Annotated in this window: 22 protein-coding genes; 12 read left to right on the top strand and 10 right to left on the bottom strand. The window is 61.4% G+C overall.

Annotated elements, in window-relative coordinates:
* Positions 1–20: 20 nt before the first annotated feature.
* Positions 21–998, bottom strand: coding sequence for a calcium-binding protein (locus tag O4H53_RS02895; protein ID WP_269361254.1), 978 nt, complete (start codon positions 996–998; stop codon positions 21–23).
* A gap of 436 nt (positions 999–1,434) precedes the next feature.
* Here O4H53_RS02895 and O4H53_RS02890 point away from each other — a divergent pair, with 436 nt between their 5' ends.
* From O4H53_RS02890 to O4H53_RS02865, 6 genes are all read left to right on the top strand, one after another.
* The gene (locus tag O4H53_RS02890) at positions 1,435–1,995 is read left to right on the top strand and encodes a F0F1 ATP synthase subunit delta (RefSeq protein ID WP_269361252.1); all 561 of its coding nucleotides are present in this window, start codon (positions 1,435–1,437) and stop codon (positions 1,993–1,995) included.
* Positions 1,996–3,534, top strand: coding sequence for a F0F1 ATP synthase subunit alpha (gene atpA, locus O4H53_RS02885; protein WP_269361251.1), 1,539 nt, complete (start codon positions 1,996–1,998; stop codon positions 3,532–3,534).
* A 14-nt stretch (positions 3,535–3,548) separates the two neighbouring features.
* Positions 3,549–4,424 (top strand): F0F1 ATP synthase subunit gamma, encoded by an 876-nt coding sequence (locus tag O4H53_RS02880; RefSeq protein WP_114275176.1) that lies wholly within the window; start codon positions 3,549–3,551, stop codon positions 4,422–4,424.
* 19 nt (positions 4,425–4,443) lie between these two features.
* Complete coding sequence (atpD, locus tag O4H53_RS02875) at positions 4,444–5,868, top strand: F0F1 ATP synthase subunit beta (RefSeq protein ID WP_269361248.1); 1,425 nt, start codon at positions 4,444–4,446, stop codon at positions 5,866–5,868.
* Positions 5,869–5,881: 13 nt separating this feature from the next.
* Complete coding sequence (locus O4H53_RS02870; protein WP_114275174.1) at positions 5,882–6,319, top strand: F0F1 ATP synthase subunit epsilon; 438 nt, start codon at positions 5,882–5,884, stop codon at positions 6,317–6,319.
* Between the two features lie 243 nt (positions 6,320–6,562).
* Positions 6,563–6,913, top strand: coding sequence for an H-type lectin domain-containing protein (locus O4H53_RS02865; protein WP_114275173.1), 351 nt, complete (start codon positions 6,563–6,565; stop codon positions 6,911–6,913).
* A gap of 88 nt (positions 6,914–7,001) precedes the next feature.
* On the opposite strand, the gene O4H53_RS02860 is transcribed toward O4H53_RS02865, so the two are convergent.
* Positions 7,002–8,033 (bottom strand): ribose-phosphate pyrophosphokinase, encoded by a 1,032-nt coding sequence (locus O4H53_RS02860; protein WP_269361244.1) that lies wholly within the window; start codon positions 8,031–8,033, stop codon positions 7,002–7,004.
* A 106-nt stretch (positions 8,034–8,139) separates the two neighbouring features.
* Between O4H53_RS02860 and O4H53_RS02855 the strand changes: the two genes are divergently transcribed.
* Both O4H53_RS02855 and O4H53_RS02850 read left to right on the top strand, forming a co-directional pair.
* The gene (locus tag O4H53_RS02855) at positions 8,140–8,736 is read left to right on the top strand and encodes a 2-hydroxychromene-2-carboxylate isomerase (RefSeq protein WP_269361243.1); all 597 of its coding nucleotides are present in this window, start codon (positions 8,140–8,142) and stop codon (positions 8,734–8,736) included.
* Entirely contained in the window at positions 8,733–9,539 is an 807-nt protein-coding gene (locus tag O4H53_RS02850; RefSeq protein WP_269361242.1) for an alpha/beta fold hydrolase, read from the top strand. The genes O4H53_RS02855 and O4H53_RS02850 overlap by 4 nt, the downstream gene beginning before the upstream one ends.
* A gap of 16 nt (positions 9,540–9,555) precedes the next feature.
* Here O4H53_RS02850 and O4H53_RS02845 read toward each other — a convergent pair whose 3' ends face one another.
* From O4H53_RS02845 to O4H53_RS02815, 7 genes are all read right to left on the bottom strand, one after another.
* Positions 9,556–10,590 (bottom strand): threonine aldolase family protein, encoded by a 1,035-nt coding sequence (locus tag O4H53_RS02845; protein ID WP_269361240.1) that lies wholly within the window; start codon positions 10,588–10,590, stop codon positions 9,556–9,558.
* 4 nt (positions 10,591–10,594) lie between these two features.
* Positions 10,595–11,059: a YcgN family cysteine cluster protein gene (locus O4H53_RS02840; protein WP_269361238.1), complete on the bottom strand. Its 465-nt coding sequence runs from the start codon at positions 11,057–11,059 to the stop codon at positions 10,595–10,597.
* Positions 11,056–11,988: a bifunctional riboflavin kinase/FAD synthetase gene (locus tag O4H53_RS02835; RefSeq protein WP_269361236.1), complete on the bottom strand. Its 933-nt coding sequence runs from the start codon at positions 11,986–11,988 to the stop codon at positions 11,056–11,058. The genes O4H53_RS02840 and O4H53_RS02835 overlap by 4 nt, the downstream gene beginning before the upstream one ends.
* A gap of 85 nt (positions 11,989–12,073) precedes the next feature.
* On the bottom strand, positions 12,074–12,517 hold the full coding sequence (locus O4H53_RS02830) for a MaoC family dehydratase (RefSeq protein ID WP_114275166.1): 444 nt from the start codon (positions 12,515–12,517) through the stop codon (positions 12,074–12,076).
* Between the two features lie 86 nt (positions 12,518–12,603).
* The gene (locus O4H53_RS02825; RefSeq protein ID WP_269361233.1) at positions 12,604–13,476 is read right to left on the bottom strand and encodes a TIGR01459 family HAD-type hydrolase; all 873 of its coding nucleotides are present in this window, start codon (positions 13,474–13,476) and stop codon (positions 12,604–12,606) included.
* A gap of 103 nt (positions 13,477–13,579) precedes the next feature.
* A complete protein-coding gene (locus O4H53_RS02820) occupies positions 13,580–14,500 on the bottom strand; it encodes a manganese-dependent inorganic pyrophosphatase (protein WP_269361231.1) in 921 nt (306 codons plus the stop codon).
* An 89-nt stretch (positions 14,501–14,589) separates the two neighbouring features.
* Entirely contained in the window at positions 14,590–14,943 is a 354-nt protein-coding gene (locus tag O4H53_RS02815) for an MmcQ/YjbR family DNA-binding protein (protein ID WP_269361229.1), read from the bottom strand.
* Between the two features lie 52 nt (positions 14,944–14,995).
* Between O4H53_RS02815 and O4H53_RS02810 the strand changes: the two genes are divergently transcribed.
* From O4H53_RS02810 to O4H53_RS02795, 4 genes are all read left to right on the top strand, one after another.
* A complete protein-coding gene (locus tag O4H53_RS02810) occupies positions 14,996–15,673 on the top strand; it encodes a DUF2161 domain-containing phosphodiesterase (protein WP_269361227.1) in 678 nt (225 codons plus the stop codon).
* Positions 15,674–16,045: 372 nt separating this feature from the next.
* Positions 16,046–16,333, top strand: a complete 288-nt coding sequence (gene groES / locus O4H53_RS02805; protein ID WP_269361225.1) for a co-chaperone GroES — start codon at positions 16,046–16,048, stop codon at positions 16,331–16,333.
* A 70-nt stretch (positions 16,334–16,403) separates the two neighbouring features.
* Positions 16,404–18,050: a chaperonin GroEL gene (gene groL / locus O4H53_RS02800; protein ID WP_269361223.1), complete on the top strand. Its 1,647-nt coding sequence runs from the start codon at positions 16,404–16,406 to the stop codon at positions 18,048–18,050.
* A 563-nt stretch (positions 18,051–18,613) separates the two neighbouring features.
* Entirely contained in the window at positions 18,614–19,462 is an 849-nt protein-coding gene (locus O4H53_RS02795; protein ID WP_269361221.1) for a DMT family transporter, read from the top strand.
* Here the strand turns inward: O4H53_RS02795 and O4H53_RS02790 are convergent.
* Complete coding sequence (locus O4H53_RS02790) at positions 19,428–19,883, bottom strand: NUDIX domain-containing protein (protein WP_269361219.1); 456 nt, start codon at positions 19,881–19,883, stop codon at positions 19,428–19,430. The genes O4H53_RS02795 and O4H53_RS02790 overlap by 35 nt on opposite strands.
* Positions 19,884–19,895 lie beyond the last annotated feature (12 nt).

Genomic DNA, 19,895 nt, shown 5'->3' with positions numbered 1-19,895 from the left:
CCTTAGCCTGCCGGAAAAGCCTATGCCGCCACCGGATCGGGATCGGGTTCGCGGATCACGATCTGATCGGCCTCCAGCGCGGTCACACCCGTCATGCGAACGGTAAAGGTCTGCGCTGACGCGGTGGCAGAAGGGGCCACCTCGACAGTGACATCCAGATAGGAGCCATCCGCCGCAGGTTCTGTCGATATTGTGGTCACCTGACTGCCGGTTTCGCGCAGATCAAGGACCAGACTGTCCTCCTGCGGATCAAAGTCGGAGATATGGGCCACGATGCCCAGGTCGGCGGCATCCGTTGCGCCCGGATGCGCCGCGTCGAACAGGTCGATGGTGAAACTGTCGGACCCGTCACCGCCGGAAAGGGTGCTGGCTGCGGCTGCGGCTCCGTCATCAAGCACCACACGCACCCCGATATCGTCATCTCCCGCGTCGCCAAAGACCTCGGCCCCGGCGGATTCGCTGTAAATCACGTCGTCACCTGCGTTGCCGTGAATGGTGCCGCCCTCGCCGCCGACGTAGAAATCGTCATTGCCGTCGCCGCCGTTCAGGCGCAGGTCACCGCCTTCGATGAAGGCTTCGAAACTGTCGTCGCCGGTGCCGCCGTTCGCTTCGAGGTCCTGGTCGGTTTGCAGGCCAAAGAAGTCATCCCCGCCGTCGCCGTTCAGCACCGCGTCCACGGCATCGTCGTTGTACAGACTGTCGTTGCCTTCGCCGCCGTTCAGGGTCGGCGCGTTGCCACCCGCGCGCAGGTCGTCGCGCCCGTCATCGCCGTTCAGAACGGCCCCATCAGACGTGTCGGTGGCGGTCAGGCTGTCGTTGCCTTCGCCCGCGTTTACGGTTTCCGAGCCAACGGCCGACAAAATGTCGTCACCCTCCGTGCCATTGACCACATCGTCGGAAGGGTCCGGATCGGGCGTGTCCACCGTGTCGTCGTCATTGTTCAAAGCCATCAGCAAAAGGCCAACACCGAGCAGCGGCAGAAGTGTGAGACCAAGCATGGGAATCCCCTAAAACAAAACAGGAGAGAGCATGGCAACCGATAAGCGACCCTCTGTCAAATGCCTGGCCAAAAACCGGGCAAGTCGTTGCCCCCGATGAAACAATTGCTGCAGATCAGTGCGGACTATCGCGAACCCGGCTCATCATGGGGTCGCAGCGCCGGGCCACACCCCGGAGGCTGCAAGGAGATTCGCCGCCCCGCCCATGGTTTGAACAAACGACCAGGGCGCGACCCGCAAAAAAACGCAGAGTGCTATCCGTGTCCTAAATAAAGGGATATGCAGGTCATAAAGCCGCACTATACTGTGTTGCGGGCAGGGAAGTGCTCTGCTACATGGCACCTGATTTAGACGTCTTGAGCCTATTCAAGCCGCGCCAACGAACCGGTGACGCGACTTCTTTCGCATATCCGGACAGATTTTTGAGAGGATGGACGTGTCCGAAACAGCTTCGATTTCCACCGGTATCGCACAGCGCTACGCCTCGGCGGTCTATGATCTGGCCAAGGATGGCAAAAAGGTCAAAGGCATCGAAGCCGACCTGGACGCGTTGAGCGACGCGCTGAATGACAGCGAAGATTTCCGCAACCTGATCCATTCGCCGGTCTATACCCGTGACCAGCAGGGCGCTGCGATTTCCGCAATTGCCAAGAAGATGAAACTGTCCCCGATCATGACCAACACGCTGGCGCTGATGGCGACAAAGCGACGTTTGTTCGTCCTGCCCCAGCTGGTCAAGACGCTGCGCGCCCAGATCGCCGAGGACAAGGGTGAAGTCACTGTCGAGGTGACCTCCGCCAAGGCGCTGACAAAGACGCAATCTGACAAGCTGGCAAAATCGCTGACCGCGAACACCGGCAAAGCCGTAACACTTCAATCGACCGTTGATGAGAGCCTCATCGGCGGTCTTATCGTCAAAGTGGGCTCCAAGATGATCGACACGTCGATCCGCTCTAAGCTCAATTCCCTCCAGAACGTAATGAAAGAGGTCGGATAAATGGGTATCCAAGCCGCAGAGATTTCTGCAATCCTGAAGGACCAGATCAAGAATTTCGGCCAAGAGGCCGAGGTTGCCGAAGTCGGTCGTGTGCTGTCCGTCGGTGACGGTATTGCGCGCGTCTACGGGCTGGACAATGTTCAGGCCGGTGAGATGGTTGAATTCCCCGGCGGCATTCAGGGCATGGCCCTGAACCTTGAATCCGACAACGTCGGCGTCGTGATCTTCGGTTCCGACCGGGACATCAAGGAAGGCGACACCGTCAAGCGGACCAACTCCATCGTGGACGTGCCGATTGGCAACGAACTGCTGGGCCGGGTTGTGGACGGTCTGGGTAACCCGATCGACGGCAAGGGTCCGATCAACGCCAAGCAGCGCGGCGTTGCCGATGTGAAGGCGCCGGGCATCATCCCGCGTAAATCGGTGCATGAACCGATGGCAACCGGCCTCAAGGCCGTTGACTCCATGATCCCGATTGGCCGTGGCCAGCGTGAACTGATCATCGGTGACCGTCAGACCGGTAAGACCGCCGTCGCGCTTGACGCGATGCTGAACCAGCAGCAGGTCAACGACGCCGCAGAGGGCGACGAAAGCAAGAAGATGTACTGCGTCTACGTTGCGATTGGTCAAAAGCGGTCCACCGTGGCCCAGCTGGTCAAAAAGCTCGAAGACACCGGCGCGATGGCCTATTCCATCGTTGTTGCCGCAACCGCGTCCGAGCCTGCGCCGATGCAGTTCCTGGCACCCTATGCCGCGACCGCGATGGCGGAATTCTTCCGCGACAACGGCCGTCACGCCCTGATCGTCTATGATGACCTGTCCAAACAGGCTGTGTCCTACCGCCAGATGTCCTTGCTGCTGCGCCGCCCGCCGGGCCGTGAAGCTTATCCGGGCGACGTTTTCTACCTGCACTCCCGTCTGCTGGAGCGTTCGGCCAAGCTGGGCGACGACGCTGGCAACGGCTCGCTGACGGCGCTGCCGATCATCGAAACCCAGGGCGGCGACGTGTCGGCCTTTATTCCGACCAACGTGATCTCGATCACCGACGGCCAGATCTTCCTGGAAACCGAATTGTTCTACCAGGGCATCCGCCCCGCCGTGAACACCGGTCTGTCGGTGTCGCGCGTTGGGTCCTCGGCCCAGACCAAGGCGATGTCCTCGGTTGCAGGTCCGGTGAAACTGTCGCTGGCTCAGTACCGCGAAATGGCTGCCTTTGCGCAGTTCGGTTCCGACCTCGATGCCGCCACCCAGCGCCTGCTGAACCGCGGTGCGCGTCTGACCGAGCTGATGAAGCAACCGCAGTATTCGCCGCTGTCGAACGCGGAAATCGTTTGCGTCATCTACGCCGGTACACATGGCTACCTCGACAAGCTGGAAGTCACCGAAGTTGGTCGCTGGGAACAGGGGCTCCTGTCGCACCTGCGTTCCAAGAACGCCGATCTGCTCAAGGACATCACCAACAATGACCGCAAGGTGAAAGACGAGCTGGAAGACAAGATCAAAGCTGCGCTCGACGCTTACGCCGCAGACTTCGCTTAAGGAGAGATAAGCCAATGGCAAATCTCAAGGACCTTAAAAACAGGATCTCGTCGGTCAAATCGACCCGCAAGATCACCAAGGCCATGCAAATGGTTGCCGCGGCGAAACTTCGCCGCGCGCAGGAGGCTGCCGAAATGTCACGCCCCTATGCCGAACGGTTCAATGCCGTGATGGCGGGGCTGGCGGCTTCGGTCGGCGACAGCGACAGCGCTCCCAAGCTGCTGACAGGCACCGGGTCGGACAAGGTGAACCTGCTGATCGTCATGACGTCAGAGCGGGGGCTGTGCGGCGGTTTCAACACGAACATCGTGAAGAAGGCCAAGGTACACGCGCAAAAGCTGCTCGGCGCCGGCAAAGAGGTGAAAATCCTCACCGTCGGTAAAAAGGGCCGTGACCAGCTGCGCCGCGACTTTGGCAAACACCTGGTCGGCCATGTCGATCTGTCGGAGGTGAAGCGCCTGAGCTACGCCGATGCACAGGGCATTGCCAAGGACGTTCTGAACCGGTTCGACGCGGGCGAATTCGATGTCGCCACGTTGTTCTTTGCGGAATTCGTGAACGTGGTCAGCCAGGTTCCGCAGGCCAGGCAGATCATCCCGGCGACTTTCGAAGAGGGCGAGGCCGACAGTGCCAGCACCCTGTTTGATTACGAGCCGAGCGAAGAGGCCATTCTGGCCGATCTTCTGCCGCGCGGTGTCGCCACGGCGATCTTCTCGGGTCTGCTGGAGAATGCGGCCTCTGAACAGGGCGCGCGCATGTCCGCCATGGACAACGCCACACGCAACGCGGGCGAGATGATCGAAGACCTGACAATCGAATACAACCGTTCCCGTCAGGCCGTCATCACGAACGAGCTGATCGAAATCATTTCCGGCGCGGAAGCGCTGTAAGCAATATCGGAGAAACGACATGGCACAAGCAGTCGGCAAAATTACTCAGGTCATCGGCGCCGTCGTTGACGTGCAGTTCGAAGACAACCTGCCCGAGATCCTGAACGCCCTTCACACCGAAAACCAGGGCAAGACGCTGGTTCTCGAAGTGGCGCAACACCTGGGCGAAAACACCGTGCGGACCATCGCGATGGACGCCACCGAAGGCCTCGTGCGCGGCGGCAAGGTCACCGACACCGGCGCCCCCATCCAGGTGCCCGTCGGCAAGGCCACACTGGGCCGCATCCTGAACGTGACCGGCGCGCCGGTTGACGAAAAGGGCCCGGTCGAAACCGACGAGACCCGCGCCATCCACGGCGAAGCGCCCTCGTTTGACGCGCAGTCCACCGAAACCGAAATCCTGACCACAGGCATCAAGGTGATCGACCTGCTGGCCCCCTACACCAAGGGTGGTAAAATCGGTCTGTTCGGCGGTGCCGGCGTGGGCAAGACGGTTCTGATCATGGAACTGATCAACAACATCGCCAAGGTGCACTCGGGCCTGTCCGTTTTCGCGGGCGTGGGCGAACGTACCCGTGAGGGCAACGACCTGTACCACGAGATGATCGAATCCGGCGTTATCGTCCCTGACAACCTGCAGGAATCCAAGATTGCGCTGGTCTACGGTCAGATGAACGAGCCTCCCGGTGCGCGTATGCGTGTTGCCCTGTCCGGCCTGACCCTGGCCGAACAGTTCCGCGACGAATCCGGTTCCGACGTTCTGTTCTTCGTCGACAACATCTTCCGCTTCACGCAGGCGGGCTCCGAGGTTTCGGCTCTGCTCGGCCGTATTCCTTCGGCGGTGGGTTACCAGCCGACGCTGGCGACCGACATGGGCCAGATGCAGGAACGCATCTCCTCGACCAAGAACGGTTCGATCACCTCCGTTCAGGCCGTTTACGTGCCTGCGGATGACTTGACCGACCCCGCGCCAGCGACATCCTTTGCGCACCTTGACGCGACAACCGTTCTGGACCGTGCGATCTCTGAAAAGGGTATCTATCCGGCTGTGGACCCGCTGGGTTCCACCTCGCGCCTGCTGGATCCGCAGATCATCGGTCAGGAACACTACAAGGTTGCGACCGACGTGCAGCAGATCCTGCAGCGCTACAAGTCGCTTCAGGACATCATCGCGATCCTCGGGATGGACGAACTGTCCGAAGACGACAAGATGACCGTTGCCCGCGCCCGTAAACTCGAACGTTTCCTGAGCCAGCCTTTCGACGTGGCCAAGGTCTTTACCGGGTCCGACGGTGTGCAGGTGCCGCTGGAAGACACCATTGCGTCCTTCAAGGCGGTTGTGGCCGGTGAATATGACCACCTGCCGGAAGGTGCGTTCTACATGGTAGGCGGCATTGAAGAAGTGAAGGCGAAAGCCGAAAAACTGGCTGCTGAAGCAGCCTGAGGGAGCCTGACTGATGGCAGACACAATGCAATTCGATCTGGTGTCGCCCGAGCGGCGGCTGGCCTCCTTGCAGGTCACCTCCGTGCAAATCCCCGGCGCCGATGGCGACATGACAGCGATGGAGGGGCATGCCCCCACCATCACCACCCTGCGCCCCGGCGTGTTGTCGGTCGAAGGGCCGGAAGGCACGGCGGAATACGTTGTGACCGGCGGCTTCGCCGAGATCAGCAGCCGTGGTGTATCGGTTCTGGCCGAGCGTGCCGTGCCCAAGGGTGACATGACCCAGGAACATCTCGATGAGATGATCGAAGAGGCCACCCATGTCTATTCCAGGGCAAAGGAAGCCTTCGAGAACGAGCCGGGACCGGTTGACGACGCGGCCAAGCTGCTCGCCGACATGGTAGCGGTTGGCGGCGAGATTGGCCTGTCTTCAAAGCAACCAAATCTTTGACGTCATCGACATTCCAAGGAAAAGCCCTGCAATAGCGGGGCTTTTTTGTTCCGGATGCAGGGCAACGGCAGACGGTGGGATCAGGGTTTCCGGCCCTGGGTCGCAAAGCGGCCCGCTTTGAACGCCATGTTGACCACAGAGGTTACCCGAAGCCGGAAATCGACGTGATAACAACCCGATACCTGGGGTTGAAGGCGCATAATCCGGCTTTGATCGACGCCACTTTCAGGCCATAATATACCCATGAAAAGATTAAGAAGTCATACGACCGGTGTGGACAGCGGCGATGTCATCCTGTTTTCGGATTACGAAGACGGGGGGGCGATGTGGACCGGGCGCGGCCAGCGCGAGCGCAGGCGGCATATTCGATTTTCCGAAACCTATCTGGAGCCGCCCACGGTCCAGCTTTCCCCGTCGTTGTGGGATCTAGACGCGACAACAGTCATGCGCGCGGACATCAGCGCGGAATCCGTCACGAAATCCGGTTTCGACATGGTTTTCAGAACCTGGGGCGACACGCGGGTCGCGCGGATGCGCATTTCCTGGATTGCCATCGGCCATCTGAGCGACGAAGGCGACTGGGACGTCGAATAGCGTTCCGGAAACGGCCCATCTCTGCGCCCGGGGCTCGGGTCAGAAGACCCTCAGATGCTCAAACCCGAAGTTGTTGCGGGCGTGCCGGTCAGCGGGAGGCATATTCCGCCGCGTACATTCCGTCATAGATCGGGCCCAGCGTATTGGCCTCGAACAGCGATGACACAGAGGTCCCGTTCCAGATGTTCAGGATCGCCTGGGCAAAGATCGGCGCCGTTGGCACGATGCGGATATTTGCGGCTTTCTTGATCTCTACCGTGGGCTGGATGCTGTCGGTGATCACCAGCGACTTCATCACCGACTTGGTGACGCGGTCCACCGCCGGGCCGGACATGACACCGTGGCTGATGTAGGAATGCACTTCCTTCGCCCCGTTCTCAAGCAGCACTTCGGCAGCCTTGCAAAGGGTGCCGGCGGTGTCGCAGATGTCATCGACGATCAGGCAGATCTTGTCGGTCACATTGCCGATCACGGTCATCTCCGCGACTTCTCCGGCTTTCTCGCGGCGCTTGTCCACGATGGCCAGCGGGGCGTTCAGGCGTTTGGCCAATTCGCGCGCCCGCGCCACGCCACCCACATCAGGGCTGACGATCATCAGCTCGTCCATGCGGTCCTTGAAGGCATTCGCGATGTCCAGCGCAAAGACCGGAGAGGCATAAAGGTTGTCCACCGGGATATCAAAGAACCCCTGGATCTGTGCCGCATGGAGATCCATGGTCAGAACCCGCTCGATCCCGGTGCCGACCAGCATGTTTGCCACCATCTTGGCAGTGATGGGCGTGCGCGCCTTGGTCCGCCGGTCCTGCCGGGCGTAACCGAAATAGGGCAGCACCGCAGTGACCCGTGCAGCCGAGGACCGGCGCAGGGCATCGGCCATGATCAGCAGTTCCATCAGGTTGTCATTGGCCGGGTTCGACGTGGGCTGGATGATGAACATATCCTCGCCGCGCACGTTCTCGAACACCTCCACGAAAATCTCGCCGTCGTTGAACCGCTCCACCCGTGCATCGACAAGCCCCACGTTGACACCCCGGTGCAGCGACATCCGCCGTGCGATCGCCTTGGCCAGCGGCATGTTGGCATTGCCTGAAATAAGCTTGGGCTCGGAAGTGCGGGGCATGGGAGGGTCTCCGTGGCAGCGGGAATATGACAGATTCGTGTCGTTGAACCTCGCTTAGCACGCAGCTACGGTGCCACCAAGCTATCAGCCCCTCAAGGAACGCCAAATGTCCCAGATCGACTACTTTTTCGCGACACTGTCCCCCTATTGCTACCTTGCCGGCACCCGGCTCGAAGAGGTGGCCCGGAAACATGGCGCAACGATCAACTACAAGCCCTTCGACATCGTCAGCGCCTTTGCCCGGACCGGGGGCACAGCCCCCAAGGACCGGCACATCAGCCGCATCGAATACCGGGCGCAGGAACTGGTCCGGCAGGCAAAGAAGCTGGGCATGCCCTTTAATCTGCAGCCTGCACATTGGCCCACAAACGGGGCGCCCGCGGCCTATGCGTTCATCGCGGCGCAGAATGCCGGCGGCGGCGATCTGGGCAAGCTGGCGCATGTGATCACCCGCGCGGTCTGGGCCGAGGAAAAGGACATCGCCGAGGATGATGTGATCCGCGCCTGCCTGACCGAGGCGGGGTTCGACCCCAAACTGGCGGACAGCGGTCTGCTGGAAGGGGCAGAGACCTATGCCCGCAACCTGGAGGAAGCGGTGGAGCGCGGCGTCTTTGGCGCACCGTTCTATTTCGTGGGCGATCAGCGGTTCTGGGGGCAGGACCGGATTGCCGACATCGACCTGCATCTTGCAGGCGATCTGTGACCCCACAACCCGGCTTCCACGCCCATGTGCGGACCCTGGGCCAGGGTCCGCGCCGGGTGCTGGGGCTGCATTGCACGCTGGCATTTGGCGGCGCATGGGCAGGGATGGTCGATGCCCTGGACGGAGAGGTCACATTTGTCGCGCCCGATATGCCCAGCCATGGCAAGAGCGATGACTGGGACGGGGTCAGCCACCTGAGCGATACGGCGGTGGCCTCTTCGGTTGCCGCGATGGATGATGCGCCGATGGATGTGATCGGCCATTCCTTCGGCGCGATGACCGCGCTGCGCATCGCGGTGTCCTATCCCGAAAGAGTGCGCAGCCTGACGGTGATCGAACCGGTCTTTTTCGCCATCGCACGGCAGGATGCGCCTGACACCGTAGCCGCCTATGAAAGTCATTCACTGCCCTTCACAAAGGCGATGAACAGCGGAGATGCGGAGGCCGGCGCGCGGGTCTTCAACAGGATGTGGAGCGATCAGGCCCCGGCCTGGGACAGCCTGCCGGAACGGACCCGTGCCGCAATGACGCGTGGCGTTCGCGTGGTGCCGGGCAGCCGCGATGTGCTTTACGACGACGACCGCGGGTTACTGCAACCGGGCGGTCTGGATGCAGCGCGTATGCCGACCCTCGTGCTGCGCGGAGAGCAGGCCCATCCCGCCATCATCGCGACCAATGACGGTCTGGCCGCCCGGATGCGCAATGCGCGGCAGGCTGTTGTGCCGGGCGCGGGACATATGGCCCCGATCAGCCACCCCGGGGAGACAGCGGCTATCTGGAAGGAATTCCTGGATACGGTCTGAGCCTGACGGCACCGTCCTAGAAATGGCTGAGGAAGGCATCAATCTGGTCACGGGGCAGGGACCAGTCGCAGACAAGGCGCGCAGCGACCATTTCGTCATCCGCCCCTTCAAGGCTGCCGCCCCAGAGGTGATAGCGCGCCCCGGCCTCGTGCAGCTTGCGGTGCACCGCACGCGGCCAGCTGGCAAAGATCATGTTGGCCTGAGGCTCGTGCAGGAAGGTCGCACCTGCCTTGCGCAGGCCATCGGCCAGATATGCCGCATTGTCATTGGCCTGCCGCGCCATGCGCAACCAGAGGTCATCCGCGAGATAGCCCGCCATCTGTGACGAAAGATAGCGGTGCTTGGAAAACAGATGCGCCCCGCGCTTGCGGCGCAATTCGAATTCCCATGCCTTTTCGGGATCAAAGAAGATCACCGCCTCCACACCCATGCAGCCGTTCTTGGTGCCGCCAAAGCTGACCACGTCGACACCGGACTTCCAGGTCATTTCCGCCGGGGAACAATTGAGCGATACCAGCGCATTGGCAAAGCGCGCGCCATCCAGATGCACGGGCAGATCGTGCGCCTTGGCCACTGCCGTCAGCGCCTGCAGTTCGGCAATGCTGTGGACCGATCCCCGTTCGGTGACCTGCGTGATGGAGACCGGCCCCGGCTGGGCGCCATGAACGTTGCCGGGCTTCTGGCCGGAGATCGCGGCCTCCAGACCTTCGGGCGACATCTTGCTCTGCGTTTCCACCAGGGTCAGCTTGGCCGAGCCGGTGTAGAATTCGGGCGCGTTACATTCGTCCTGATGGATGTGCGACACGCTGGAGCAGAAGATCGTTTGCCAGGGCTGCGCATAACACGCCAGCGCCAGCACATTTGCCGCCGTTCCCGTGGCCACCAGATAGACCGCCGCCTCCGGCGCTTCGAAAATGTCGCGCAGACGGTCGCGCACCTCGTCCATGATGGTGTCCTTGCCGTAGGGCATCTGGTACCCGGCATTGTCCGCCACGATCCGCTCCATGATCGCGGGATGCACGGGACCGGCATTGTCAGAGCTGAAAAACACGGTGCTACTCCTCTATGATGTGGTCTTCCCATTCTTCGAAGGGGACATCAAATTCCGAAACAGTGCGGCCCTGAACCGACACGCCGGCGTCGTGCACGGATTGCGCGGTGCCGGTGATCAGCGGGTGCCAGTCGGGCAGGGGCTTGCCCTGCCACAGCAGCCGATAGGCGCAGGTCTGCGGCATCCAATATGCGTGGGTGTCCAGGTTGTCGGGGCGCAACACGATGCAATCGGGGACAAATTCGTGCCGGTTCTCGTAATGGGCGCAGCGGCAGGTGGCATCGTCAAGCAGGCGGCAGGCGACACGGGTCAGGGCGACTTCCTCTGTGTCCTCGTCCTCAAGCTTGTTCAGGCAGCATTTGCCGCAGCCGTCGCAGAGCGCCTCCCATTCACGGGGCGTCATTTTCGTCAGCGGCGTTGTCTCCCAGAACCGGGGACGCAGGCCCTTGCGGAGGATGGGATCGCTCACAGCGCCGCCAGAATGCGCCGTGCCTCGGCGCTGTCTGCATCCATCTGGGTGATCAGCGCATCAAGGCTGTCGAATTTCTCTTCACCGCGCAGGTAGTCGACCAGCGCAATCGACAGGGGCGTGTCATAGAGATCGCCCTTGAAATCAAAGAGGAATGTTTCAAGGTTCGCCTTGTTTTGCCCGAACATGGGCCGGACGCCAAGGCTTGCCACGCCGTGATAAGATCCGGCGTGTGCCCCTTCCAGCACATCGACCAGAACGGCATAGACCCCGAAAGCAGGCGGATGCAGCCCGTCTATGGACATGTTGGCCGTCGGATACCCCAGCTCCCGGCCGCGCTGTTCACCGCCGATCACGGGGCCCTCGATGCGGTGCCAATGGCCCAGCATTGCGGCGGCGACACGCGGTTCGCCGTCCGTCAGCGCCTGTCGGATCGCGGTGGACGACACGGTCTTGTCGTCGTTTTCCATAAGGGGTGCGATGGTCACGCCAAATCCCATGTCGCGGCCGAACCGTTCCAGGTCCTGCGCAGTGCCGGCACGGTTCTTGCCAAAGCAGAAATCCGCGCCAACCACCACATGCTTCAGCCCCAGCCCGTCACGCAACACATCGGCGGCAAAGGCTTCGGGGTTGAGCGCGGCAAGGTTCTTGTTGAAGGCCAGCTCATAGAGCTTCTTGACGCCCAGCTTCTCCAGCCGGTGGGCGCGGGCGACGCGGCCCATAAGCCGGAAGGGGGGGGCATCGGGGGCAAAGAACTCTCTCGGGTGGGGTTCGAATGTGACAATCCCCAAAGGGGCATCCGGTGCCGCCGCGCGGGCCAGTTCGATCACGGACAGGTGGCCGCGATGGACCCCGTCGAAATTTCCGATGGCGGCGGTCGCGCCCCGGTCGGCGGCTTCTACGAACTGATAATCGCGCAAGATCTGCATGGCTCTTGCCTAGCCGCCCCTCAGGGGGAGGGCAAGACACGCCAATTCCAATCTTCCAAAAAGTCCGGGCTGGGGTGCCGGTGCCTCAGTCGAACTTGCGCGAGGGGGCCAGAACCGTGGCTTCGCCAATCAGGACCTTCTTGCCCTCGACCGAACAATGGCAGTCCATCCGGACGATCCGTTTGGACATGTCGATATCGGTCACCTTCACCTCGGCATAAACCTCGTCGCCCGGGCGCACCGGGCGCAGGAACTTCAGCGACTGGCCAAGATAGACGGTGCCATGCCCCGGCAATTGTTCCCCGATCACGGCAGAGATCAGACCCGCCGTCAGCATCCCATGGGCGATGCGGCCCTGAAAGATGGTGTCCTGCGCGTAATCGTCATCCAGATGCACCGGGTTGCGGTCGGTCGAGACGGTCGCGAACATCTCGATATCCGCATCGGTCACTTCCTTGCGGATATAGCGGAACATACCGATTTCAATGTCTTCTATGACAATGGTTCCGCGCGGAAAGTTGTCCAACATACTGTCCCCCTAGGTAATAAAATGCCGCAAAGAGCGAACTTCTGGCAACTTAATTACTTCGCAGGCGCAGAAACGCAAGTCTTTTTCTACCGCAGGAACCCGATTGCATAGGTCGGATCGTAGACATCCCTTGCCAGAAAGGCCTTGAGCGCTTCCGGATTCGGCTGCCTGCCGGTCTGGGTCTCACTCGCGGCCAGGCCGCCGGTGATAAAGAGCGAATCGATGTTTTCGCCCTGTGCGCCCTTGATGTCGGTCAGGATACCGTCGCCGATGGCAAGAATCCGGTCGTCGGGGACCTCGGTGCCGAGGGCGGTCAGGCGGCGCCGCGCCAGGTCATAGATCGGCGGATGCGGTTTGCCGAAATAAAGGCTCTCGCCCCCCATTTCGGTGTAGAGTTGCGCCAGCGCCCCGGCGCACCATTCGCGTTCCTCGCCCCGGTCCACGACAATGTCGGGATTGGCGCAGAGCAGTTTCAGGCCGCGGGCAATCGCCGCTTCAAATTCCGGACGCATGACCTCGGGGTCGGCGAAAGGATCCTTGGGGCCGGTACAGACAATCCCTTCGGCCGCGTCCAGGGGCACCTGTGTGACCTCAATCGGGTTTTTCTGGATGCTGAGCGGTTCAAAGAACTTCTCCTCGCCGGGCTGGCCGATGAACCAGACCTTCTGGCCCACGGTGCCGCGAAACATCGCGGCGCGTGCGGAATCGCCGGAGGTGGCGATGGAATCCCAGGCGTCTTGCGGTACGCCGAAATGCACCAGCTGCTTTTCGACCCCCGCACGGGGGCGGGGCGAATTGGTCACCAGGATGACCTTGCCACCCGATGCACGATAGGCCTGAAGCGCTGCCACCGCTTCGGGAAAGGCCGTCACACCGTTGTGCACGCAGCCCCAGAGATCGACAAACAACGCATCATATTGCGCAGAAACCTGGGAAAGGCTGGTGATGATACGGTTCATGGGATTCTCCTTGGCGATTGCCGCAGCCATAGGCGATTCCCGGTGAATAGGAAACCGTGTGACGCAGGGGCCGGGCGTGGCGTGCCGGCCCCCGCCGTTACAATCAGACCTTGAGGTTCGGGATGATCTGCTTCTTGCGGCTCATGATGCCGGGCAGAACCACCGTATCGCCGGAGACGGAGGCACCAAAGCTTTTCTCGGCAACGGTCTTGCTCAGCTCATTCGGGATCAGCATGGTCGCTTCCTCGTTCAGGATGTCCACGACGAACAGCAGCACCTGGTCGGCGCCGTCCTCTGTCGCGACACCCGGCATCGCGGCCATCAGCGCATCCTTGCGGTCCAGGACGCTCTTGGGCGAGGTGGTTTCAAGAACAGAGACGCGGAACTGCTTGCCGCCAACTTCGTATTCCTTGCTGTCCATCCGCAGCAATTCTGCTTCGGAGAAAGAGGATACGTCCGACTTGGCCGCGAACATCCTGGCTGCATATTCGGCAATGTCGATGCCCAGATCCTTGGCCAGCGCCTTGGCGATGGCCTCGTCTTCGGGGGTGGTGGTCGGGCTGCGGAATTCCAGCGTGTCGGACAGGATGCAGGTCAGCATCGCGCCTTTGATCTCGGTTGGCATCTGCGCCATGTCGTCACCGATGGCCTTGTACATGATGGTCGCGGTGCAGGCCAAAGGCTGGATGTTGATGTGGATCGGCCCCTTGGTTTCCAGCCCACCGACCAGTTTGTGATGGTCGATGATCGCCTTGATGTCGGCGTTGTTGATGTTGTCGGGCAGCTCTGCGGGGTTATTGGTGTCCACGATCACGACGGGCTGGTCGTCTTTGACTCCGTCGATGATCTGCGGTTTGTCCAGCTTCCAATGGTCCAGCATGAACAGCGCTTCGGTATTGGGCTCGCCCAGCAGGGCGGGGGCGGCGTCGACGCCGTGGACATGGTTCAGATACCACGCCCAGATGATGGGAGAGCCGGTGCTGTCGGTGTCGGGTGATTTGTGACCGAAAACGAGCGTTGTCATGCAATTTTTCCTGCGATTGAAACGGTGGGTTCGCGCGCCTTATAGGGGGAGTGCCCTGCCTTGTCACCCCGTCATGCTGCGGCGCAGCATCACAGCCCCAGCTCGCTGCGCCGCTTCTTGCTCAGCCCGGCCGCAACCATGTCGTAAGAGGCTGCAATATGATCGCGCAGGCTGTCATCCGACAGGCCCGGCTGGCCGTATTGCTGGATCCATTTCAACCCGCGCGAGGCCATGTAGGGGGCAGGGCGCAGCCCCGGGCTGTCGGAGAGCACTTCGAATGCCAGTTCAGACACCTTGAAGGTCACGGTATCTCCGCTTTCGCCCAAGCCGATGATGGCGAACACCTTGCCGCCCACCTTGTAGACATCCGCATTGCCCCATTGCACCACATGGGTCGCCTGGGGCATCGCGGCGCAGAATCGATTCAGGTCATCACGGGTCATCAAGCGATCATAGCGGCTTGGAAGGGCGGGCGAAATAGGTCACTCTGGCGCCATGACGCAACCGCGAGAAACCGATCTTTACCCCCCGATCAAGGCTTATCTGGAGGATCAGGGCTATGTGGTGAAGGCCGAAGTCGGCGCGGCGGATGTGATGGCTGTGCGCGGTGCGGAACCGCCCCTGATCATCGAGCTGAAGCTGGGGTTTTCACTGGCGCTGTTTCACCAGTGCCTTGAACGGCTCAAGGTCAGCGATGACATCTATCTGGCGGTGGCGCGCCAGCCGGGCAAACGGTTTGCCAAGGCGATCAAGGCGAATACCGCGCTGGCGCGGCGGCTGGGTCTGGGGCTGATCACCGTGCGGCTGTCGGACGGGCTGGTCGAGGTCCATTGCGATCCCGGCCCCTATGCCCCGCGCAAATCGGCCAGGCGGCAGGCGATGTTGCTGCGCGAATTCGCGCGGCGGCAGGGTGACCCCAATGATGGCGGGCAGACGCGGGCCGGATTGGTCACCGCCTACCGGCAGGACACGCTGAAACTTGCGGTCTACCTGTTCGAGGTCGGGGCCAGCCGGGGCGCGGATGTGGCCCGGGAAACCGGCGTCGCACGCGCGACCACGATGATGCGCGACAACCACTATGGCTGGTTCGAGAAGGTCGAGAAGGGGGTCTATGGCCTGACCCCGGCGGGCGCAGAGGCGGTTGCGGTCAGCGGAAGGGTCCTGGGGACCTGACGGTGCCGGAGTTTTTGAAAACTCCGGAGCGATCTTTTTGAAAAGATCGGTTTCGGGAAGGCGGGGCTGGATTTGGTGGTGTCGGAGTTTTTGAAAACTCCGGAGCGATCTTTTTGAAAAGATCGGGACCCTCCGCACCTCTGAACTCGGTTTGGAGACCGCAGAACATCCCTTGAATGCAAGGCCTGTATGCTTAGTTTCAGCGAAACCACCGCGCCACTCCCGGCACAATAAAATTTTCCACAAACCAATGGTTGACTCGGCTTCATCCGAACCCTAGCTATGCGCCGTTAGCACTCGACCATGTTGAGTGATAACGGCCCGGACAAACGGGCGACTGGGAGAAACTTTGAGCGTTAAGGAGCTACAAAGATGGCATTGAAACCGCTTCACGACCGCGTGCTGGTAAAGCGCACTGAAAGCGAAGAGAAAACTGCTGGCGGGCTGATCATCCCCGATAGCGCAAAAGAGAAACCCTCCGAAGGCGAAGTTGTTGCCGTGGGCGAAGGCGCCCGCAAGGACAGCGGTGAACTGATCACACCGGCCGTCAAGGCAGGCGACAAGATCCTGTTCGGCAAATGGTCCGGCACCGAAGTGACCGTCGACGGTCAGGAAATGCTGATGATGAAGGAAAGCGACATCATGGGGATCATCGAGTAAGCCATCCGGCCGCTCTGAACCCTGATCGCTGAACTGAACTGAACAAGAACTCTCAAGAGGAGAAAACAAAATGGCTGCTAAGGACGTCAAATTCGCGACTGACGCACGTAACCGCATGCTCAAGGGTGTGAACATCCTTGCCGACGCGGTGAAAGTCACGCTGGGCCCGAAAGGCCGCAACGTGGTTCTGGACAAATCTTTCGGCGCACCGCGCATCACCAAGGACGGTGTTTCCGTGGCGAAAGAGATCGAGCTTGAGGACAAGTTCGAAAACATGGGCGCGCAAATGGTCAAGGAAGTGGCCCAGCGTACCAATGACGAAGCAGGCGACGGTACAACAACCGCCACCGTGCTGGCGCAGGCCATCGTCAAGGAAGGCATGAAATCGGTTGCCGCCGGCATGAACCCGATGGACCTGAAGCGCGGCATCGACATGGCGACCACCAAGGTTGTCGAAGCGATCCGTGCAGCGGCCCGTGACGTGACCGACAGCGACGAAGTTGCACAGGTCGGCACCATCTCCGCCAACGGCGAAGCAGAAATCGGCCGTCAGATCGCCGATGCGATGCAGAAAGTCGGCAACGAGGGTGTCATCACCGTCGAAGAAAACAAGGGTCTGGAAACAGAGACCGATGTCGTCGAAGGCATGCAGTTCGACCGCGGCTACCTGTCCCCCTATTTCGTCACCAACTCCGACAAGATGACCGTCGAGCTGGAAGATGCCATCATCCTGCTGCACGAGAAGAAACTGTCTTCGCTGCAGCCGATGGTTCCGCTGCTTGAGCAGGTGATCCAGTCGCAAAAGCCGCTGCTGATCATCTCTGAAGACGTGGAAGGCGAAGCGCTGGCGACCCTCGTGGTCAACAAGCTGCGCGGCGGTCTGAAAATCGCAGCGGTGAAGGCACCGGGCTTTGGCGATCGTCGCAAGGCGATGCTGCAGGACCTCGCGATCCTGACCGGCGGTCAGGTCATCTCCGAAGATCTGGGCATGAAGCTTGAATCCGTCACCATGGACATGCTGGGTTCGGCCAAGAAAGTCACCATCACCAAGGACGAAACCACAATCGTCGACGGCGCTGGCGAAAAGGCCGAGATCGAGGCACGCGTGGCCCAGATCCGCAACCAGATCGAAGAGACCACCAGCGACTACGACCGTGAGAAGCTGCAGGAACGTGTTGCCAAGCTGGCAGGCGGCGTTGCCGTCATCCGCGTCGGCGGCATGACCGAAGTCGAAGTGAAAGAGCGCAAGGACCGCGTCGATGACGCCCTGAACGCGACACGTGCGGCTGTGCAGGAAGGTATCGTCGTCGGCGGCGGTGTGGCCCTGGTTCAGGCAGCCAAATCGCTGGACGGCCTGACCGGTGCGAACAACGATCAGAACGTCGGTATCTCCATCGTGCGCAAGGCACTGGAAGCACCGCTGCGTCAGATCGCTGAAAACGCCGGCGTGGACGGTTCGGTTGTTGCCGGCAAGATCCGCGAAAGCAGCGACCTGAAGTTCGGCTTCAACGCGCAGACCGAAGAATATGGCGACATGTTCAAGTTCGGCGTGATCGACCCGGCCAAGGTTGTGCGCACAGCACTGCAGGACGCGGCATCCATCGCCGGTCTGCTGATCACCACAGAAGCCATGGTTGCCGATCGTCCGTCGAAAGACGGCAACGGCGGCGGCATGCCCGACATGGGTGGCATGGGCGGCATGGGCGGCATGATGTAAGCTGCTCTGACCTGTCAGAGAAAACCGGGGCGTGCCGCAAGGCGCGCCCCTTTTTCATGGATCGGCGGTTCATGGCGGTGGTTGTGAGGTAGGGGCAATTCGGCCCGAGATATCTTTGATGGACGGTTGGGGATAATGTGGACAAAGTTGCCGTCAAACATGAGCACCCAGGCCCGGCTTGCGCTTCGCCTCCGAGGTTCGAAAGGGCGCTTTCTGGACCTTCGCCGAGAAGCGCGTGAAAGTCTGGTAAGCGGGACTTTGCTGACATTGCCATTGGCGCGGTGCCTGCCCCCCAACACCCCGCCCGGCGTAAGCCGGGCATCGCCCGACCTCCCCCCGGAGGGCGATTTTGCAACCTTTGCCATCACATGACCCGGCGTGGGGGCTGAAACGCTTCCCACCATACTGAGGTTTGGAACGCCCTCCAGGTCGGGCGACACCCGGCCTGCGCCTCATGATAAATGGGGCTCGAAGCGGTCGTTCCCCCTTGCCTTGCACGGGATCGTTCCGGTTGCGCGTTCAACGTCTTGGCGAAAGGCGGTCCTGTCGCTACTGCTGTCGTCATGCGCCTTGCCCTGTTCACCGCCCTCACCATGATCGCCTTTGCGGCCAATTCCGTCCTGACCCGGCTGGCCATTGAGGGGCAGCATATTGACCCCTCGGGCTTTGCCATTGTCCGGGTGGCTTCCGGTGCGCTGGTGCTGGGGATGGTGATCACCCTGCGGGGCGGGGGGCTGCTGCTGCTGCGGCGCAACCGGTTGCCGGGGGCGTTCAGCCTTGCCGCCTATATGATCGGGTTTTCGCTGGCCTATCTCACGCTGGATGCGGGGCTGGGCGCGCTGATCCTGTTCGGCGTGGTGCAGATCACGATGTTTCTCCATGGTGCGCTAAGGGGTACGGCCCCCAACATGCGGCAGATCACAGGTGCCGCGATTGCCTTTGCCGGGCTGCTGGTGGCGCTTTGGCCGGGGGCGGGGAACAGCAGCGATCTTGCCGGGGCTTTGCTGATGGTCTTTGCCGGGCTGGGATGGGCCGCCTATACGATCATCGGGCGCAGTGCCGCTGACCCCCTTGCGGCGACAGCGGCGAATTTCCTGCTTTGCCTGCCGATCCTTCTGGTCCTGCTGGCCTCGACCGGGCTGTATTTCACTCCCACGGGCCTCGCGCTGGGCATCCTTTGCGGCGGGCTTACATCGGGGCTGGGCTATGCGCTGTGGTACAACGTGCTGCCAGGGTTCGATTCCGCCACCGCCGCGGTGGTGCAACTGAGCGTTCCGGTGATCGCCATCGGCGCAGGTGTGGTGTTTCTGGGCGAAAGCCTGAGCCTCCTGCTGATCATTGCCACTTTCCTGGTCCTGGGCGGGATCGGCTGGGCGATCAGCGCACAATCGGTTCCAGCGGATCGTAGCTGATCGCTCCCGGCGCACCGAAGGCGACCGCGCCCAGACTGTCGGGCTTGTGCGGGATGTTGGCCAGCTCGTCCCGGCTGGTCCATTGCCATCTGTTCACCACCCGGTCCACATCCTGCCAGGCGGGGTCGATGTCAGGGGCGCCCGACAACATGCAGCGAAAGTAGATGTCGACCTGGTGAAAACTGCCGCCGGGGTCGTGGAACTCATTGACCAGACAGGGCGCGCCGACCGTGATGGTCAGACCGGTCTCCTCATAGACCTCCCGCGCCAGGTTGTCCGGCAGCGAACTGCCCGGATGCACCCCGCCGCCCGGGGCGCACATCAGGGGGCTTTCGCCGTTGGGGTAGGCGTTGACCAGCAGCAACCGGTCCTGATGTATCAGGATGGCGCGGGCCGCAAGACGGGGGGAGGCAGAAGGCATAGGGCGATCTTT

It is taken from the genome of Sulfitobacter sp. G21635-S1 (genome assembly GCF_027213915.1).
Classification (GTDB): Bacteria; Pseudomonadota; Alphaproteobacteria; order Rhodobacterales; family Rhodobacteraceae; genus Sulfitobacter.
Note: the sequence above shows the minus strand (reverse complement) of the source record. Positions and strands in the feature narration are given on the sequence as shown.

Coding starts and splice junctions, on each gene's coding strand:
- O4H53_RS02895 (WP_269361254.1), bottom strand. CDS start 998: ATGCTTGGTCTCACACTTCTGCCGCTGCTCGGTGTTGGCCTTTTGCTG.
- atpA (WP_269361251.1), top strand. CDS start 1,996: ATGGGTATCCAAGCCGCAGAGATTTCTGCAATCCTGAAGGACCAGATC.
- O4H53_RS02880 (WP_114275176.1), top strand. CDS start 3,549: ATGGCAAATCTCAAGGACCTTAAAAACAGGATCTCGTCGGTCAAATCG.
- atpD (WP_269361248.1), top strand. CDS start 4,444: ATGGCACAAGCAGTCGGCAAAATTACTCAGGTCATCGGCGCCGTCGTT.
- O4H53_RS02870 (WP_114275174.1), top strand. CDS start 5,882: ATGGCAGACACAATGCAATTCGATCTGGTGTCGCCCGAGCGGCGGCTG.
- O4H53_RS02865 (WP_114275173.1), top strand. CDS start 6,563: ATGAAAAGATTAAGAAGTCATACGACCGGTGTGGACAGCGGCGATGTC.
- O4H53_RS02860 (WP_269361244.1), bottom strand. CDS start 8,033: ATGCCCCGCACTTCCGAGCCCAAGCTTATTTCAGGCAATGCCAACATG.
- O4H53_RS02855 (WP_269361243.1), top strand. CDS start 8,140: ATGTCCCAGATCGACTACTTTTTCGCGACACTGTCCCCCTATTGCTAC.
- O4H53_RS02835 (WP_269361236.1), bottom strand. CDS start 11,988: ATGCAGATCTTGCGCGATTATCAGTTCGTAGAAGCCGCCGACCGGGGC.
- O4H53_RS02830 (WP_114275166.1), bottom strand. CDS start 12,517: ATGTTGGACAACTTTCCGCGCGGAACCATTGTCATAGAAGACATTGAA.
- O4H53_RS02825 (WP_269361233.1), bottom strand. CDS start 13,476: ATGAACCGTATCATCACCAGCCTTTCCCAGGTTTCTGCGCAATATGAT.
- O4H53_RS02820 (WP_269361231.1), bottom strand. CDS start 14,500: ATGACAACGCTCGTTTTCGGTCACAAATCACCCGACACCGACAGCACC.
- O4H53_RS02815 (WP_269361229.1), bottom strand. CDS start 14,943: ATGACCCGTGATGACCTGAATCGATTCTGCGCCGCGATGCCCCAGGCG.
- O4H53_RS02810 (WP_269361227.1), top strand. CDS start 14,996: ATGACGCAACCGCGAGAAACCGATCTTTACCCCCCGATCAAGGCTTAT.
- groES (WP_269361225.1), top strand. CDS start 16,046: ATGGCATTGAAACCGCTTCACGACCGCGTGCTGGTAAAGCGCACTGAA.
- groL (WP_269361223.1), top strand. CDS start 16,404: ATGGCTGCTAAGGACGTCAAATTCGCGACTGACGCACGTAACCGCATG.
- O4H53_RS02795 (WP_269361221.1), top strand. CDS start 18,614: ATGCGCCTTGCCCTGTTCACCGCCCTCACCATGATCGCCTTTGCGGCC.
- O4H53_RS02790 (WP_269361219.1), bottom strand. CDS start 19,883: ATGCCTTCTGCCTCCCCCCGTCTTGCGGCCCGCGCCATCCTGATACAT.